The organism is Xanthomonas graminis pv. graminis (assembly GCF_030168915.1).
GTDB lineage: Bacteria > Pseudomonadota > Gammaproteobacteria > Xanthomonadales > Xanthomonadaceae > Xanthomonas_A > Xanthomonas_A translucens.
The window spans coordinates 2,852,264-2,866,867 of the sequence record NZ_CP076255.1; the positions used below are offsets into that span (position 1 = coordinate 2,852,264).

At 69.7% G+C, this 14,604-nt stretch carries 12 protein-coding genes and 1 tRNA gene; 9 read left to right on the top strand and 4 right to left on the bottom strand.

Features of this window, described 5'->3' with window-relative positions:
• Positions 1-35: 35 nt before the first annotated feature.
• The 4 genes from KHF85_RS12370 (at position 36) to KHF85_RS12385 (ending at position 2,911) form a co-directional block, all read left to right on the top strand.
• Positions 36-305, top strand: a complete 270-nt coding sequence (locus tag KHF85_RS12370; RefSeq protein WP_039005221.1) for a Trm112 family protein — start codon at positions 36-38, stop codon at positions 303-305.
• Complete coding sequence (gene nadC, locus KHF85_RS12375; protein ID WP_284566889.1) at positions 302-1,180, top strand: carboxylating nicotinate-nucleotide diphosphorylase; 879 nt, start codon at positions 302-304, stop codon at positions 1,178-1,180. The genes KHF85_RS12370 and nadC overlap by 4 nt, the downstream gene beginning before the upstream one ends.
• Positions 1,181-1,243: 63 nt before the next feature.
• Entirely contained in the window at positions 1,244-2,314 is a 1,071-nt protein-coding gene (locus KHF85_RS12380) for a DUF2272 domain-containing protein (protein WP_284566890.1), read from the top strand.
• A 252-nt stretch (positions 2,315-2,566) separates the two neighbouring features.
• Positions 2,567-2,911 (top strand): DUF3301 domain-containing protein, encoded by a 345-nt coding sequence (locus tag KHF85_RS12385; protein WP_284566891.1) that lies wholly within the window; start codon positions 2,567-2,569, stop codon positions 2,909-2,911.
• A gap of 368 nt (positions 2,912-3,279) precedes the next feature.
• Here KHF85_RS12385 and cydC read toward each other — a convergent pair whose 3' ends face one another.
• Together cydC and cydD are read right to left on the bottom strand one after the other, a co-directional pair.
• Complete coding sequence (gene cydC, locus KHF85_RS12390; protein WP_284566892.1) at positions 3,280-4,959, bottom strand: thiol reductant ABC exporter subunit CydC; 1,680 nt, start codon at positions 4,957-4,959, stop codon at positions 3,280-3,282.
• A complete protein-coding gene (gene cydD / locus KHF85_RS12395) occupies positions 4,956-6,875 on the bottom strand; it encodes a thiol reductant ABC exporter subunit CydD (protein WP_284566893.1) in 1,920 nt (639 codons plus the stop codon). Before cydD ends, cydC begins: the two co-directional genes overlap by 4 nt.
• Positions 6,876-7,076: 201 nt before the next feature.
• Between cydD and KHF85_RS12400 the strand changes: the two genes are divergently transcribed.
• From KHF85_RS12400 to KHF85_RS12415, 4 genes are all read left to right on the top strand, one after another.
• Positions 7,077-8,666, top strand: a complete 1,590-nt coding sequence (locus KHF85_RS12400) for a cytochrome ubiquinol oxidase subunit I (protein ID WP_284566894.1) — start codon at positions 7,077-7,079, stop codon at positions 8,664-8,666.
• A gap of 19 nt (positions 8,667-8,685) precedes the next feature.
• On the top strand, positions 8,686-9,837 hold the full coding sequence (gene cydB, locus KHF85_RS12405) for a cytochrome d ubiquinol oxidase subunit II (protein ID WP_284566895.1): 1,152 nt from the start codon (positions 8,686-8,688) through the stop codon (positions 9,835-9,837).
• 32 nt (positions 9,838-9,869) lie between these two features.
• The gene (gene cydX, locus KHF85_RS12410; protein ID WP_003470310.1) at positions 9,870-9,980 is read left to right on the top strand and encodes a cytochrome bd-I oxidase subunit CydX; all 111 of its coding nucleotides are present in this window, start codon (positions 9,870-9,872) and stop codon (positions 9,978-9,980) included.
• A gap of 60 nt (positions 9,981-10,040) precedes the next feature.
• Positions 10,041-10,117, top strand: a tRNA-Pro gene (locus KHF85_RS12415).
• A 134-nt stretch (positions 10,118-10,251) separates the two neighbouring features.
• Here the strand turns inward: KHF85_RS12415 and KHF85_RS12420 are convergent.
• A complete protein-coding gene (locus KHF85_RS12420; RefSeq protein ID WP_284569615.1) occupies positions 10,252-10,620 on the bottom strand; it encodes a hypothetical protein in 369 nt (122 codons plus the stop codon).
• On the opposite strand from KHF85_RS12420, the gene xopB reads away from it, so the two are divergent.
• On the top strand, positions 10,590-12,476 hold the full coding sequence (gene xopB, locus KHF85_RS12425) for a XopB/HopD1 family type III secretion system effector (protein WP_284566896.1): 1,887 nt from the start codon (positions 10,590-10,592) through the stop codon (positions 12,474-12,476). The two genes, KHF85_RS12420 and xopB, sit on opposite strands and share 31 nt — an antisense overlap.
• Before the next feature lie 193 nt (positions 12,477-12,669).
• Here the strand turns inward: xopB and KHF85_RS12430 are convergent, their stop codons facing one another.
• Positions 12,670-14,586 carry a CocE/NonD family hydrolase gene (locus KHF85_RS12430; RefSeq protein WP_284566897.1) on the bottom strand — a complete coding sequence of 639 codons (1,917 nt, stop codon included), beginning with the start codon at positions 14,584-14,586 and terminating at the stop codon, positions 12,670-12,672.
• Positions 14,587-14,604: the final 18 nt, after the last annotated feature.

A 14,604-nucleotide genomic window follows, 5' to 3' on the forward strand; every position in this document is an offset into this window, starting at 1 on the left:
TATTCTAGCCGTCTTCCACGCAAGACGAAGACCGGATGGATCGCAAACTGCTCGACCTGCTGTGCTCGCCCGATACCCGCCAACCGCTGGCCCTGCTGGATGCGCGCGGGCTGGAGGCGCTGAACCGCGCCATCGCCGCCGGCGGCGTGCAGCGCGCCGACGGCAGCCCGCAGGCGCAGGCGCTGCGCGAGGCGCTGATCACCCGCGACCGCAAGCAGCTGTTCCGCGTCGACGACGGCATTCCGGTGCTGTTGGCCGAAGAAGCGATCGGTACCGCCCAACTCGCCGATTTCCCCGGCAAATGAGCGCCACCGCGGTGCCGTTGCAGGCGCCCGCGCAGGAACAGATCGAGGCCGACGTGGCGCGCGCGCTGGCCGAGGACATCGGCAGCGGCGACGTTACCGCCGCGTTGTTGCCCGACCGCGCCGACAGCGCCTACCTGCTGTGCAAGCAAGACGCGGTGATCGCCGGCCGGCCCTGGTTCGACGCCTGCCACCGCGCGCTCGACCCGCAGGTGCGGATCGACTGGCACATTGCCGAAGGAGAGCACGTGGCCGCCGGCACCGTGCTGGCGCTGCTGCACGGGCGCAGCCGCGCGCTGGTCAGCGCCGAGCGCGCCTCGCTGAACTTCCTGCAGACCCTGTCCGCCACCGCCACCGCCACCGCCGCTTATGTGGCCGCGGTCGCCGGCACCGGCGCGCGCATCCTCGACACGCGCAAGACCCTGCCCGGCCTGCGCCTGGCGCAGAAATACGCGGTGCGCTGCGGCGGCGGCAGCAACCACCGCTTCGGCCTGTACGACACGGTGATGCTGAAGGAAAACCACATCCACGCCGCCGGCTCGCTGAGCGCGGCGGTGCAGGCCGCGCGTGCGCAGTGGCCGCAGCTGCCGCTGGTGGTCGAGGTGGAAACGCTGGCGCAACTGCGCGAAGCGTTGACGGTGGGCTGCGACCGCATCCTGATCGACGATTTCGACGCGGCGCAGCGCCGTGAGGCGGTGGCGATCGCCGCCGCCGCGCCGTTCCACCGCGCGATTCCGTTGGAGGTCTCCGGCGGCGTCGACCTGGACGGCGTGCGCGCGATCGCCGCCGACGGCGTGGACTGCATCTCCATCGGCGCGCTGACCAAGCACGTGCAGGCGGTGGATCTGTCGCTGAAGCTGGGACCGCCGCCGCACTGACTTCACGGCCGCGGCCGCACCGCTCTGCGACGCTGCGCACATTCCTATTCCCCGAGTGCGCCGATGGCCCGCCCCTGGTTCGCGTTGTTGTGTGCCGCCGCCCTGTTTCCCGCCGGCCGCGCGGCCGCCGCGGAGGTGTGCGACCTGCCACCGCGCTTCGGCCTGAGCCCGGCCGCGGTGGCCATCGTGCACACCGCCTGCAACGAGCACCGGCTGTGGTGGCGGCCGTTCATCGATAGCAACGGCCGGCTCGCCGGCCTGCGCGTGACCGAGGCCGAGCGCAGTTATCTGGCCGATCACGGCATCGAGGCCTGGCAGCGCGTGGCCGCGTATTGGCGCGACAGCGGCACGCTGGGCGCGATGGGCGGCAGCGACGGCGCCGCCAGCTGCCAGCAGCTGGACGGCTCGCGCTACCGGCAGGCGGACTGCCGTGCGTTCCTGGTCGACAACCCGTGGTCGGCGGCGTTCGTGTCCTGGGTGATGGTGCGCGCCGGGGTCGATGGCTTCCATTCCTCGGTGCGGCACATCGACTACATCCGCGCCGCCTACCAGGCCGGTAGCGACGGCCTGCCCTACCGCTATGCCGACCTGCAGCAGCCCAAGCCGGCGCCGGGCGACCTGCTGTGCTTCCTGCGCGGGCGCAAGCAACCGCTGGGCGCGGCCGGGCTGCGCCAGGCGCTGGCGCGCCGCGGCGCGCTGCCGTGGGAGTCGCATTGCGACATCGTGGTCGCGGCCAACGTCGGCGGCGACCACACGCTGTACCTGATCGGCGGCAACGTGCTCAACGCGGTGACCATGCGCAAGTTGCCGCTGGACCGCGCCGGCCGCCTGCAACTGAAGGCACCGCTGGCGCAGGACCAGGTCGGCGACGATGGCGCCGGCCTGGAGTGCACGCCCGGCCGGGAGGAACTGTGCGACTTCAATCGCCAGGACTGGGCGGCGCTGCTGCAGTTGCAAGCGCAGGCGCAGCTGCGGCCGCTGGCGCTGCCGGGTGTGGTTCCCGCAGTGGCGCCGGCCGCGCTGCCGGCCGCTGCGCCGATGGCGCCAGCGCCGGCATCCGGCACCGCGCCGGCCGCTACGCAGGCGACTCCGGTGCCGCAACCGCAAGCGACCGAACCGCTGCCGCGGCGCTAGCGTCTTGTCGACCGCTTGCGACCTCCAGGATCCATGCCGGCTTACCTGGGGCCATCGGTCGCAGTGAGCTTAGTCGGTGAGGCCCGTCGCGACTGAAGTCGCTCCTGCAAAAGGCCATGAGACGTACACGCAAACTCCCCGCTCGAAATCCGCGCCTCTTCGAATCCCGGCCCCGGCCCAGGCTTCGAGTCCCGAGTCCCGGGTCCCGAACCAAACATTGCCGCCCCACCCCGCGCCTCGCTACAGTGACGCATGCCTAGCCTGATCCTGTGGATGATTGCCGGCGCCGCGGTGTTCGCGTTCTGGAACGCGTCGCGCGCCGCCGCCGAATGCGCCGAGCGTCTCGGCCGCAATGCCTGCAAGGCCGCCGATGTGCAGTGGCTGGACCAGAGCGTGCACGGCACCGGCCTGCGCCTGCGGCGCCTGCCCAACGGCTGGCTCGGCTTCGAGCGGACCTTCCGCTTCGATTATTCCTACGATGGCGTCGATCGCCACAGCGGCCGCCTGGTGCTGCTCGGCGACCAGCTGATCGCCTTCACCGGCCCCTCGGTGGCCACGGTGACGGCGCTGCACGAAGGACGTGCGCCGCGCGAGTGAGGCACCGCTTCATGGTTCGCGAAGACGGGCTCGGCAAGAGGTCTAGCAGGGCAGATCGCATGTCTTGCATGGATGCCGGTCGCGCCTGAAGGCGCTCCTACAGGGAGCGTCTTGCGAGCGCGGGAATCTGCCGCGTCATGTAGGAGGGGCTTCAGCCCCGACAGATAGTTCGGCCCCGAGATGGGGTCGCGGATGGATGGCTCGCGGCTTCGCTCGTCGCGGGCCATGCCATGGCCCGAGGCCACACGAAACCGTTTGCGCGACGAGGCAAGGGCATGCTACCGCCCTTGTGGGAGGGACTTCAGTCCCGACTGCATCCAGCTTCAGCCCATGCGCCGCTCCGATCATCGCCGCCGGTACCCGCGATGCTACGGCTCGGCCTGCAGCCGTCCCTGTTGCATGCGGTAGCGCGTATGCACCACGCCGTCCGGCAGCGCGTCGTGACTGATCAGCAGCAGGCTGCGCTGGCCCAGCGCCTGGGTCAGGTCGCGCAGCAGGGCCTGTGCGGTATCCACGTCCAGGCCTTCGGTGGGCTCGTCCAGCACCAGCAGCGGGGCGTTGCGCAGCAGCGCGCGGGCCAGGGCCAGGCGCCGCGCCTGGCCGGCGGACATGGTCGCGCCGTTTTCGCCCAGCCAGGCGTCCAGGCCGCCGACTTCGTGCAGCCATGCGTCCAGGCGCACGTCGGCGAGCGCACGCTGCAAGCTGGCGTCGTCGGCATCGATCGCGCCCAGGCGCAGGTTGTCGCGCACGCTGCCGGCGAACACCGGCGCTCCCTGCGGCAGCCAGGCGATGCGCTGGTGCCATTGCGCCTGGGCCAGCTCGCGCAGGTCCACGCCGGCATAACGCACGCTGCCCTGCTGCGGATCCCACAGCCGCAGCAGCAGCGCCGACAAGGTGGTCTTGCCGCTGCCGCTGTCGCCGCAGATGGCCACGCGCTCGCCCGGCGCGATACGCAGGTCGATGCCGTCGAGCACGTGCCGGGTTTCGCCGGGCCAGGCGAAGACCACGGCATCGAACTGCACGTCGCCGGCGGCGGGCAGCGGCTGCGGCCGCGCGGCGTCGGCCACCGGCGCGGCCTGGCCGGCGATGGCCTGCAGCCGCTGCGCGGCAACGCGGCCGGACTGCAGCGCCTGCCAGGCCAGGCCGGCACCGGCCCAGACTTCGAGCAGGGCCACGCTCAGGAACAGCAATCCGGCCGCCTGTTCGGCGCCGATCAGCGCGGCACGCGCCGCGCCCAGCGCCAGCCACAGCATCGCCAGCAAGCCCAGCGCGGCGCACAACGCGTGTAGCGCATTGCCGCCGATCAGGCGCTGCCGCTGCTGCCGGTCCTGCGCGCGCAGGTCGTGCGCGCTGGCGTCCACGCGCGCGATCCAGGCGGCCTGCGCGTCCAGCGCGGCCAGGTCGGCGGCACCTTCCAGGCCTTCGTAGGCCAGCGTGCGCAGCGTCTCGCGCTGCTGTGCGCGGCGCTGCTCGCGCACGCGGCCGCCGCGCGCGACCACCCACGGCACGCCGGCGCCGATCGCCAATGCCAGCACCGCCAGCAGCAGCGCCGCCGGCCAGTAGATCGCCGCCGCCGCGGCCACGCCGGCCACGCCGATGCCGAGCAGCGCCGCCAGCGGCGCCAAGGCGCGCACCACCAGGCCATCCACCTCGCCGATGTCGGACATCAAGCGCGCCAGCAGTTCGCCGGTGCGGCTGGCGCCGAGCCTGGCCGGCGCCAGCGGCAGCGCGCGGCGGAAGAACCACACGCGCAGGTCGCGGGCGATGCGCAAGGTGGCGTCGTGGCCGACCAGCTTTTCGCCGTAGCGCGAGGCGATGCGGGCGAAGGTCAGCGCGCGGATGCCGGCCGAGGGCGAGAAGAAATTGAAACTGCTGCCCATGCCAGCCACGCCGGCCAACGCCGCGGCGGTCAGGAAGCCGCCGGACAGACCGAGCAGGCCGACCCCGGCCAGCATCGTGCACAACAGCAGCAGCGCGGTCAGCAGCAGGCGGCCGAGGTGGCGGCCGAACACGCTGCGCAGGTCGTCGTCGCGCGCGGGGCCACTCATCGCACGGCTCCGATCGCGTCGTCCACCGGCACCCGCGCCGGCAGCCGCAGCACACTGTCGGCCCAGCGCATCGCCGCTTCGCTGTGGGTGGCGACGATCACGCTGCGGCCGTGGCTGAACGTCGCCAGCGTGCGCAACAGTTCGGCCTCGGTGTCCGGATCGAGGAAGGCGGTGGGTTCGTCGAGCAGCAACAGCTGCGGATCGCGCAGCAGCAGCCGTGCCAGGCCGATGCGCCGCGCTTCGCCGCCAGACAGGCCGAAGCCGCGTTCGCCGATCACGGTGTCCAGGCCCCGCGGCAAGCGCGCGGCGAAGCGCATGACCTGCGCCGCGTCGGCCGCGGCGTGCAGCTGCGCGGCGCTGGCCTGCGGCGCGGCCAGGCGCAGGTTGTCGGCGATGCTGCCGTGGAACAGGTACGGGCGCTGCCCGGCGTAACCGACGCGCAATCCGGGCCGCAGGTGCAGGCTGCCGGCGCGCGGCGGCAGCCAGCCGGCCAGCGCTTCGAGCAGGGTGCTCTTGCCGCTGCCGCTGGGTCCGACCAGGGCCAGGCGCTGGCCGGGCTGCAGGCTGAAGCACAGATCCTGCAGCGCGTCGCAGCGCGCGCCTTGCGGGCGCAGCGTCAGCCTCTCTGCGTGCAGCAGCGGTTGTGCCGGCGCTGTCGGCATCGCCAGCGCCATGGGCACTGCGGGTACCGAAGGCGTTTCAGGCTCTGCGAGCGCTGCAGGCACCACAGGCGTTGCAGGTGCTGCAGGCGACGGCACGGCGGACCCATCAGGCGCTGCCGGCCGTGCGGGCGCATGGAGCGCAGACAACGGCGGCGCCGGCGATGAGCGCGCCGGCGCGGCAACGGCTGGCGAGGACACCGACGGCACCAGCGATGCCGCCGCATCCGGCAGCTCGCCGAGCAGGCGCTCCACCTCGGCCGCTGCCGCCAGCGCGTTGGCGCGGTCGTGGTAGTGCGCGGCCAGGCGCCGCAGCGGCGCATAGAACTCCGGCGCCAGCAGCAGGCAGAACACGCCCACGCCCAGGGTCGGCAGCGCCGCGTGCAGCGCAATCATGCCCAGGTAGCTCAGGCCCAGGTACATCGCCACCATCGCCACGCTGACCGAGGCGAAGAACTCGAGCACGGTCGAAGACAGGAAGGCGATGCGCAGCACTTTCAGGGTGCGTTCGCGCACGCCCTCGGCAGCGGCGGCGATGCCGCGCAGTTCGTCCTCGCCACGGCCGTACAGGCGCAGCAGGCCCAGGCCCTTGAGCCGATCGGCGAAGTGCCCGCCCATCCGCGCCAGTTCGCGCAGCTGGCGGCGCCCGGCGGCTTCGGCGCTCCAGCCCACCAGCATCATGAAGATCGGCACCAGCGGCGCGGTGCACAGCAGCAGCAGGCCCACCACCCAGTCGCTCCAGCCGACCGCGAGCAGGATCAGCAGCGGCACCACGCTCACTTCCAGCCGCGCCGGCTGGTAGCCGGCGTAGTAGCCGTCCAGCGCGTCGCCGTGGGCCAGCAGCAATTCGCCCAGTTCGCCGTTGCGCTGGCCGCGCAGCCACAGCGGGCCGCGCTGCAGCAGGCGCCGGTACACGCGCCGGCGCAGTTCGAACTTCGCCGCATCGGCGACGTCGCCGGCGGCGCGCTGCGCGCAGGCGCCGAGCAGCGCGCGCACGGCCAGCACCAGCGCCAGGACGGCGAATGCGGGCAGCGCCTGCTGCAGTTCGCGACGCTCCACCAGCAAGGCCTGCAGCAACCAGGCGATGGCGCCGGCCTGCACGATCAGCAGCGCCCCGGACAGGCCGATCGCGGCCGCGGCCAGCCGTTGCCGCCCACGCGCCGCGCTGGCCAGCGACGCCAGCCAGCGCACGCGTTGCTGCCGCAGGTGCGGCGATGCGGCAGGCGGTGCGGCGGACGACTCGGCGGGATCGGTCAAAACGGACTCTGCGCGGCGAACAGGCCGCCATTGTAAGTCGGCATCCCGGCCGGGACCGCCGCGTGCCGTCACGGTGCCGGTCGCGGCCGGAACCCGCATTGATCTGGATCAAGGCCGCGCGCGCGGCGGAAGCGGAACATCGGCTTCAACCTACCGCCACCCGGCCACCCAGATGCATATTTTCCACGAGGTAGCACAGCCATGATCGACACCACTGTCGTCGAGCTGTCGCGGCTGCAATTCGCCATGACCGCGATGTACCACTTCCTGTTCGTGCCGCTCACCCTCGGCCTGTCGTTCATGATCGCGATCATGGAGAGTGTGTTCGTCATGACCCGCAAGGAGGTCTGGCGGCGCATGGCGCTGTTCTGGGGCGTGCTGTTCGGCATCAACTTCGCGATGGGCGTGGCCACCGGCATCGTCATGGAATTCCAGTTCGGCATGAACTGGGCGTACTACAGCCATTACGTCGGCGATATCTTCGGCGCGCCGCTGGCGATCGAGGGATTGATGGCGTTCTTCCTGGAAGCCACCTTCATCGGCCTGTTCTTCTTCGGCTGGAACAAGCTGTCGCCGGTCAAGCACTTGATGGTGACCTGGCTGATGGCGCTGGGCACCAACCTGTCGGCGGTGTGGATCCTGATCGCCAACGGCTGGATGCAGAACCCGACCGGCGCGGTGTTCAATCCGGACACGATGCGCATGGAAGTGGTCGATTTCATGGCGGTGGTGTTCAACCCGGTGGCGCAGGCCAAGTTCGTGCACACGGTCAGCGCCGGCTACGTCACTGGCGCGGTGTTCGTGATGTCGATCAGCGCGCTGTTCCTGCTGCGCGGCACGCACCGCGCCATCGCGCGGCGCTCGTTCGCGGTGGCCGCCGCGTTCGGCCTGGCGTCCTCGCTGCCGGTGGTGGTGCTCGGCGACGAGAGCGGGTATGCCGCCAACGAACACCAGAAGATGAAGCTGGCCGCGATCGAGGCGATGTGGGAGACCGAGCAGGCGCCGGCCGACTTCACCGCGTTCGGCATCCCCAACCAGGCCACCGGCAAGAACGACTACGCGATCAAGGTGCCGTACCTGATGGGGCTGGTCGCCACGCGCTCGCTGGACACGCCGATTCCCGGCATCCTGGAACTGGTCGGCCGCGCCGAGCACCGCATCCGCGGCGGCCAGATCGCCTACGGCGCGCTGGAGCGGCTCAAGGCCGACCGCAACGACGTGCAGGCGCGCGAGGTGTTCGACCGTCATTGGCAGGACCTGGGCCACGGCCTGCTGCTCAAGCGCTACCGCGACGACATCCTCAATGCCACCCCGGAAGAAATCTCCAAGGCCGCGCTGGACACCGTGCCGCGCGTGCTGCCGCTGTTCTGGACGTTCCGGGTCATGGCCGGCCTGGGCTTCTACCTGATCGCGTTCTTCGTCGCCGCGATGTGGTTCTCGTGCAGGCACAGCTTCGAGGACCAGCGCTGGTTCCTGAAGCTGGCGCTGTGGTCCCTGCCGGCGCCGTGGATCGCGATCGAATGCGGCTGGTTCGTCGCCGAATACGGCCGCCAGCCGTGGGCGGTGGAAGGCGTGCTGCCGACCTTCTACGCTGCCTCCGGCCTGGCCCTGCACGAGATCGTGATCACCCTGGCCGGCTTCGTGGCGATCTACAGCGTGCTGCTGGTCATCGAGATCAAGCTGATGCTCAAGGCGATCCGCAAGGGCCCGGACGATCTGCCCGCGCTGCTGCAACCGACCGCGCGCCCCGCCACCCCGCTCGCCGCCCCTGCGGCCGCCGGTCAACTCTGATCCCGGCAGGAGAACCACGATGGACTTCATTGCATTGGACTACACCACGCTGCGCCTGATCTGGTGGCTGCTGCTCGGCATCCTGCTGATCGGTTTCGCGGTGATGGACGGCTTCGACCTGGGCGTCGGCGCGCTGCTGCCGTTCGTGGCCAGGAACGACGCCGAACGCCGGCTGGTGGTCAACACCATCGGCCCGGTCTGGGAAGGCAACCAGGTCTGGCTGGTGCTCGGCGGCGGCGCGATCTTCGCCGCCTGGCCGCCGCTGTACGCGGTCAGCTTCTCCGGCTTCTACCTGGCCATGTTCGTGATCCTGTTCGCGCTGATCCTGCGCCCGGTCGGGTTCAAGTTCCGCGGCAAGCTGCCCAGCCAGCGCTGGCGCAACGGCTGGGACTGGGCGCTGTTCGTCGGCGGCTTCATCCCGGCGCTGATCATGGGCGTGGCGGTGGGCAATGTGGTGCTGGGCGTGCCGTTCCACTTCGACGACACCCTGCGGGTGTTCTACACCGGCAGCTTCTTCGGCCTGCTGATGCCGTTCGCGCTGCTCGCCGGCCTGCTCAGCGTGAGCATGCTGGTGGCGCACGGCGCGGCGATGCTGGTGCTGAAGACCGACGGCCCGGTGGCCGAGCGCGCGGCCGGCTACGGCAGCGTGGCGGCACTGGTGGCCTGCGCGCTGTTCGCCAGCGGCGGCGTGTGGGTGGCGCTGGGCCTGCCCGGCTATGCGGTGACCTCACCGGTGGTCACCGACGGCGCCACCAACCCGCTGCTGAAGACCGCGGTGCTGGGCCAGGTCGGCGGCTGGATGCACAACTACCAGACGATGCCGCTGACCGCGCTGGCGCCGGTGGCCGGCCTGCTCGGGCTGTTGCTCAGCGCGGTGCTGCTGCACAAGCGGCGCGGCGGGCTGGCCTTTCTCGCCTCGGGCACGGCCATCGCCGGCATCATCCTCACCGTCGGCTTTGCGATCTTCCCGTTCCTGCTGCCCTCCTCCAGCCAGCCCGGCTCCAGCCTGACCGTGTGGGACGCCTCGAGCAGCCGCCTGACCCTGTGGATCATGCTGCTGGCCACCGCGCTGTTCCTGCCGATCGTCATCGGCTACACCACCTGGGTGTACCGGGTGCTGAAGGGCAAGGTCAGCGCCGCATCGCTGGACGACACCCCCAACGCGTACTGACGCGCCCCCCCATCCATTTAGGAGATCGCAGCATGTGGTATTTCGCCTGGATTCTCGGTGTCGGCCTGGCCTCCACCGCCGCCATCCTCAACGGCATGTGGTTCGAGGCCCGCGAGGGCGCCGCCCCGGACGCCGCCGACTGAAATTTTTTCGCAAGGGATCTTGCCGAATGCGGGCGAGCCCCGTATCATGTGCGGCTCCTTCGGGGTGTAGCTCAGTCTGGTAGAGCGCTACGTTCGGGACGTAGAGGTCGCAGGTTCGAATCCTGTCTCCCCGACCAGTTTCAAGGTCACAAGAAGCCTGGAAAACCTCAGTTTTCCGGGTTTTTTTTGTGTCCGCAGCGCGCAGCGCGGTGACGCCGCCTGGCAGAACCGGCCGGCCGCCGCGTGCGGCGGATCCGCCCTCTCGCCGCCGCTAACCGCGCGCTGCAGCAGACTGCGGCCGCGCGACCTTGCCGTGTGCGCAAACGACCCGATGTTCCGGCAGCACGCGCGAACCGGCGCGCGGCGATGCCGCAGACCGCGCGCATGGGGGATTGGCGAGGAACACGCGACGCTGCGCGCCGAGCATGGGCGTGACTGGCGCCATTCGGCCATCGCGCGCGATGGTTCGCTTCGCAGACAAATCCGCCGCCGAATTCGCATAGGGCAGCGCCGCTTCGGGATCGCGTCGTCGTGTTCCAGGCCAGCCACTAAGCTGCGCGTCGCGTTTATCCAGACGCTCTGAATCCTTTCCATGGATACTAAATAAACATGCATCCTTCTGCATCGATAAACTCGTCATCGCACACTCCGCTGATCATGCCGGCGCAGCATCCGCACACCGACGCGGAGGCGTCGCAGCCCGACCTGGAACAGGGCAACCGCCATACCGACCTGCCCGTCGCAGCGCTAGGCAGGCCGCCGCGTCGCGCCTTGCAGGCCCAACAAACCCCGAACGCCACGACCTCGGCGAACACGGACAGCGGCAGCGTCGCCTCGGCCGACGCACAGCAATCGCTGCCGCCGGGATCCGCCGATGCGGTTGCGGGCAAAACCCTGCATGCCGGCGCGGTGCGCCTGGAGAATCAAAGGCTGGTGTCCGATGATCCGGTCATCCATGCATTGCTGTCGTTCGTGCAAGCCAACCATCCGCTGCCAGGACCGATCGCAAGCAATCCCCATGCCCCCACGACCTTGGAAATACGCGCTCACCCTCACCTCGAGGTCGCGCTGGAAGCCTTCAAAGACGCCTTCATGGTCAAGCAAGCGAATCTGCTTTCCCCCACGGATCCGTCGGGTGCGCGCGTTTACGACGATGTCAAGGGCGACATTCATATTGCCGTGTTGCAAAAAGCCATCGAAAAAGGCGCGAGCGCATTTGGCGAAAATGCAAAGATCCCCCACGACGGCGAAGAGTTGACTGCAGCACAGTTCCTGGCCTTGCATGCCCCCATCATCACCTCCAACGACGACCCTCTGGAGATAAACGTCAACCAACGCGTCCGCTGCGACCGCGATCTACTGGTGCGCCTGGGCGCGCAGTCGCTGCTGCACGCCGCCACCAAGAAAGAGACGGTTCCAATCGGGCTGCTCGGCAGCCTTGCCGTGAGCAGCGTACTCGGCTCGCTTTGGGAATTGAAAGCGGCGCCGGCACTGAAGGACATCTTCTTCGGCGCCCACTATTCGCCGAGCAAGCATGCGCTGCAATTGGCAGGCATCGATTCGGTGCCGCCCATGCTGATCGAGACATTGGACACCATGTGTGTGCTGTCCATCATGCAGCGCATGAAAGGCGAGAGCGAACCGCTGAGCGCTTTGCTGCGCAAGGCCACGACCGCCGGCGCGATCTCCTCGGTGGTTTCCTTTCCCAACAACCTGTTGCAATACGCCGGCTTCCAGTCACGGCCCGTGGACCTTGCCGCCAACGTGCTGACGACCGAAGCGGCCATCTTCGGCTCAGCGTCGGGGATTCCGCCCGAAGTGAAGGAAAACGAGGAACACCTGCGCGCAGGCCTGTTCCAGAGCATGAGAGCGGGCGTGCTCGCGGCGCCTGCCGACGCGGACTCGGCGCGGGAAACGGTCGAGCAGATGACCAAGCATGCGCTGGAGATCGGGCCAGGCGAAAGCACCGCGGTCAAATCCATGGGCGTGGCGGCGATGGTCGGCCTGATCCCGTTGATCGCCAGCGACAAGGCGACCGGCGTGCTGTCGGAACGGGTCTTGCGCATCTTCCGCAGCACCGTGTTCAATCCGATCGAGGCAATCGCGCTCAACGCGCTGGCGCTGAGCAGCCGCGTCAATATCCCCAAGGTCTTCGATTCCCACGATACCAAGCACGCACGCCTGGCGCAGACCATTCTCATCCGTGCCAGCCAACAGATGGATGCCGAAGAACGCACGATCAGCCCGGAAGAGTTGCACGAGCGGCTCGGCCAGCAGCGCAATTTCCTGCACCGACTCGGCACCGCCATCGTCGATGGCATGAACGCGGTGTTCGAATCTGTTCCGACCGTGGTGCGCAAACTCGGCTATGGCGAGCCGTCCCTGGATGAGCGCATTCCGTATCAGGATCTGCATGTGCCGTTGCCGTCGCCGCCGGCCTCTCCGACATCGCAGGCCTCTCCGGCACCGCACGCAGCGCCGGCACCGCCGGTGTAGCCCTGCCCGAGACGGCAGCGGGCGCGCTGCCACGGTCACCGGCAGTTCGCCGCCGCCGCCCCTGTGCGGTGTGCCGCGGCATGCCGGCCACGCGAACGGGCGCCGCCGTACCGGTCTGGCGGTCGCGTGCAGTGCGGCCGCCAGACTGCCGGCGCCGGCGCCAGCGATCGCCGTGCGGCTGGCGCCCGCCCGCTCAGCGCACCGGCAGACTGATGTAGCTCGCCTGCTGCGGCGTGTGCCAGATGCGCTGCGTCGCCTTCTGGTAGTCGCCCGGCTTGGCGAAGTAGATGTTGGGCACGTAGGTCTGCGGGTTGCGGTCGTACAGCGGGAACAGGCTGGACTGCACCTGCACCATCACCCGGTGGCCGCGCTGGAAGGTGTGGTTGGCGGTGGACAGGCCGAAGCGGTACGCCAGCGGCTGGTTCGGCGCGATCGGCTTGGGCGTTTCGAAGCTCTCGCGGTAGCGACCGCGGAAGATCGCCATCGACACCGCCAGTTCGTAACCGCCCAGTTTCGGATCGGAGGCCATTTCGTCCGGATACACGTCGATCAGTTTCACCACCCAGTCGCTGTCGCTGCCGCTGGTGGAGGCCTGCAGGTGCACCTCGGGCGCACCGGCGATGCGCAGCGGCGCATCCAGCGGCGCGCTGACGAAGGTCAGCACGTCCGGGCGGCCATCGACGAAGCGCTGGTCGTGCACCAGCCAGGTGGTCCACATGTCGCGGTCGCCGAACGCGACCGGGCGCGGCGCGAACGGCACCGGCTTGGCCGGGTCGGACACGTATTCGGCGTAGTCGCCCTGCCCGGCCGTCGGCGCGTCGAACGACAGCGTGCCGCCGGCGCCCAGGTACAGCGGCTTGCTGCGCGCCGCGCAGCCTTGCGCACAGCTGCGCGGCCAGGCCTGCAGGCGATCCCAGTGGTTCTCGCCGGTGTTGTAGATGAACACCGGCGGCGTGTCGGCCTTGGCCGCGCCATCGACCAGGTACTGGTCGAAGAACGGCTTGAGCACGTCGCGGCGGAACTGCAGCGCGGTGTCGCCGTCGAACTTCAGCGCGCCCAGCGCCGAGCCGTCGTAGTTGACCTGGCTATGCCGCCACGGCCCCATCACCAGGTAGTTCCTGTCGTTGCCGGCGTCGCGCGGCTCCATCGCCTGGTAGCTGTGGATCGCGCCCCACATGTCCTCCTGGTCCCACAGGCCCTGCAGCCACATCGTCGGCACCTTCAGCGGGGTGCGCGCCATCACCTTGTCCAGCGCCTGGTCCTGCCAGAACGCGTCGTAGGCCGGGTGCTCGGTGAGCTTGTGCCACCACGGCAGTTGCTCCAGGCCGGCGGCCTTGGCGTAGTCGCCGGCCGAGCCGGCGCGCAGGAAATTGCTGTAGTCGTCGTGGCCGTGGCGCGGGATGCCGCTGCCCTTGCCGCGCTTGCTCAGCTGGCCGGTGAAGTAGTCGAAGTTGACCTGGCGGAAGGCGCCGTAGTTGAGCCAGTCGTCGCCCATCCAGCCGTCGATCATCGGGCTTTCCGGCGCGGCCACCTTCAGCGCCGGGTGCGGGTCGGTCAGCGCCATCACCACGGTGAAGCCTTCGTAGGACGAGCCGATCATGCCGACCTTGCCGTTGGACTCATGCACGTTCTTGACCAGCCAGTCGATGGTGTCCCAGGCGTCGGTGGCGTGGTCGACCTTGCTGCCGTTGAGCGACCCGCGCAGCGGCCGGGTCATCACGTAGTCGCCCTGCGAACCGTACTTGCCGCGGATGTCCTGGAACACGCGGATGTAGCCGCCGTCGACGAATACCTCGTCGCCCTGCGGCAACAGGTCGCGCATGTGCGGCGAGGCCAGCCGGCTGGCGCGGCCGCTGGCGTCGTAGGGCGTGCGCGTCAGCAGCATCGGCGCATGCTGCGCGCCCTTGGGCAGCACGATCACCGTGTGCAGCTTGACCCCGTCGCGCATCGGGATCATCACCTCGCGCTTGACGTAGTCGTTGGCCGCGGTCGGCGCGACGAAGGCCTTGCCGGTGATGTCGGGGGTCATCGGCGCGGTCTGCGCCTGGGCGGCAGCGGCCAGCGCGGCAGCGATAACGGTGACGAGCAAGCGGACGGCGATGGGGCGCATGGAACCTCCGGGCAGTGA